At 65.7% G+C, this 2,448-nt stretch carries 3 protein-coding genes and 1 riboswitch; of the genes, 2 read left to right on the forward strand and 1 reads right to left on the reverse strand.

All coding sequences use genetic code 11. The annotated features are described in order from the left end of the window. On the forward strand, positions 1 to 450 hold a 450-nt coding region (locus HP499_RS23370; protein WP_172326439.1), incomplete at its 5' end, for a ferritin-like fold-containing protein. A gap of 34 nt (positions 451 to 484) precedes the next feature. Here the strand turns inward: HP499_RS23370 and thiE are convergent. Beyond that, positions 485 to 1,165: a thiamine phosphate synthase gene (gene thiE / locus HP499_RS23375; protein WP_172326440.1), complete on the reverse strand. Its 681-nt coding sequence runs from the start codon at positions 1,163 to 1,165 to the stop codon at positions 485 to 487. 27 nt (positions 1,166 to 1,192) lie between these two features. After that, positions 1,193 to 1,311: riboswitch (TPP riboswitch) on the forward strand. Between thiE and thiO the strand changes: the two genes are divergently transcribed. Next, positions 1,306 to 2,448, forward strand: a 1,143-nt coding sequence (gene thiO / locus HP499_RS23380) for a glycine oxidase ThiO (protein WP_172326441.1), incomplete at its 3' end; no start/stop codon positions are given. (Overlaps the previous riboswitch by 6 nt.)

A 2,448-nucleotide genomic window follows, 5' to 3' on the forward strand; every position in this document is an offset into this window, starting at 1 on the left:
CCTGAAGAGGCCATGATGCCCTTCCAACGTTCCTTTGACCACTTCCATGAACGCACCAAACCCGCGGACTGGTTCGAATCCGTGATGAAGGCCTACGTCATCGACACCGTCTCCTCGGACTTCTACCGCGCTGTAGCCGCCTTCCTTGACCCCGCGACACAGCACTTCGTGGAGCGGGTGGCTTCACCTGACCAAGCAACGGAAGTGCTTCGTGTCCTGCTGCGGCGGGCCTTGGCCGATGACCCGCGGCTGGCTTCACGCTTGGCGTTGTGGGGGCGCCGGTTGGTGGGGGAAGCGCTCACGCAGGCGCAAAGGGTGGGCATGGAGCACCCACAGTTGGGCCCGACACTGAAAAGCGGTGGAGACGCCCGTGCGTCAGTCAAGAGAATGACAGGCGAGCTGGCCGAGCGGCACTCGCGCCGGATGACGGGACTGGGCCTCACCGCATAGCGGCGTGGCGGGGGCTAAGCCTGAACTGCCTGTATCAGGCGGCGTCCAGCGCCTCCAGCAACGACTTCGCTGCCGTCGTCGGATCCGTGGCTTCGGTGATGGCACGGACCACCACGATCCTGCCGGCCCCGGCAGCCACTACCTGCTCGACGTTGCTGAGATCAATCCCTCCGATGGCAAACCACGGCAGGTGCACGGCGCCGTCGGTGGTCTCCTCCGCACGCTTGCTGGCTTCTGCGGCATATGTGACCAAGTCCAATCCCACAGCTTCACGGCCGGGTTTGGTGGGTGTCGCCCAGAGGGGACCAACGCAGAAATAGTCCAGGCCTCCATCGCCCGGGGAGGCTGCGATGGCCGCATTCACCTGCTCAGGGGAGTGGGTGGACAGGCCGATGGCGGGCTGCGGCAGCAACGTTCGAGCCACCCCCAAAGGCAAGTCCTTTTGCCCGATGTGGAACACCGGAGCCCCGGAAACACTGGCAACATCGGCGCGGTCATTGACGGCCCATAGCCGTCCGTGACGTTCGGCAACTCCGCGCAGGACCGCCAGCAACTCCAACTCTTCGGCAGCTTCCAAGGTTTTGTCGCGCAGCTGGATGATGTCCACTCCGCCTGCGAAGGCGGCATCAACGAAGTCTTCAAAATCGCCTTGCCGTCTCCGGGCATCAGTGCATAGATACAGGCGGGCGGTGGCGAGGGCGTCAGTCGGGGTCATGGAAACCAGAGTAGTTCCTCTAAACTGGGCACGTACTGCGGGAGCCGCGACGTCCGTTATATGACTGTCCGGCTGAGAGGGCTTCAGCGCCGACCGCTTGACCTGATCCGGCTAGTACCGGCGTAGGGAAGGAAACCGGAATGGCAGATTCCCGCCAAACCACCATGCATGCCGATGTTGCCGTCATTGGTGGCGGCGTCATCGGCTTGGGCGTCGCTGACGAAGCCCGGCGGCTGGGCCGCTCAGTGGTGGTGATCGATCCCGCACCGGCTACCGGAGCCACGTTCGCGGCCGCCGGAATGCTGGCCCCCGTCAGCGAACTGCACTACCAGGAGGAAGACCTCCTGGAGCTGATGCTCGAGTCGTCCCGGTTGTGGCCGGCGTTTGCGGCCAACCTGGGTAGCAGAGGGCAAGACACCGGATACCGCACGACGCCGACGCTTGCCGTGGGTGCCGACGCCGCGGACCGCCGGGCGTTGGCAGATCTTCGGGCAGTACAGCTTGCTGCCGGCCTGGAGGTTGAGCCGTTGTCCCTGCGCGACGCCCGCGATCGCGAGCCACTCCTCAGTCCACAGATCTCCAGCGCCTTCGATATTCCCGCGGACCACCAGGTGGATCCCCGGAAGCTGGCCTCATGCCTCCTGTCGGGGTTGGCAGCCCACTGCGCCGGTGACTCCACATGGGTCCACGGTGCCGCGGGCGGTTATGCCGTAACTGCCAAGGCAAACAGCTTGCTGTGGGACGGAGATCGCGTAGCAGGAGTGGAAATCGAGGGTGGTGGCACTGTCCTCGCCGCGGAAACGGTGGTGGCAAACGGGCTGGGAGCGGCCGGACTGGCCGGACTCCCGGACGGTCTGACCCTGCCCGTGCGCCCGGTGTACGGCGACATCCTGAGGCTTCGGGTGCCTGAACACCTTCAGCCGCTCCTCAGCTCCACGGTCCGCGGAATGGTCCGTGGAGTGCCCGTCTACATCGTGCCCCGCGACGACGGCACCGTGGTCATCGGGGCCACCCAGCGCGAGGACGGATTGTCAGCGTCCTCCCAGACGGTCTCAGCAGGCGGCGTCTACCAGCTGCTGCGGGACGCCCAAGTACTGGTCCCCGCAGTGGCCGAACTCGAACTGCTCGAAGCAACAGCCCGGGCACGCCCCGGAACACCGGACAACGCTCCGTTGCTGGGGCGGGCAGCTGGTGCCACCGGGGATGTTGACGGCCTGGTGATCGCCACGGGGTTCTTCCGGCACGGAGTCCTCCTGACGCCCGCAGCGGCACGGATCGTGGGT

It is taken from the genome of Paenarthrobacter sp. CM16 (assembly GCF_013179505.1).
GTDB lineage: Bacteria > Actinomycetota > Actinomycetes > Actinomycetales > Micrococcaceae > Arthrobacter.

What these genes read in the sequence shown, in the direction of transcription:
- thiE (WP_172326440.1), bottom strand. Translation starts at nt 1,165, where the DNA reads ATGACCCCGACTGACGCCCTCGCCACCGCCCGCCTGTATCTATGCACT.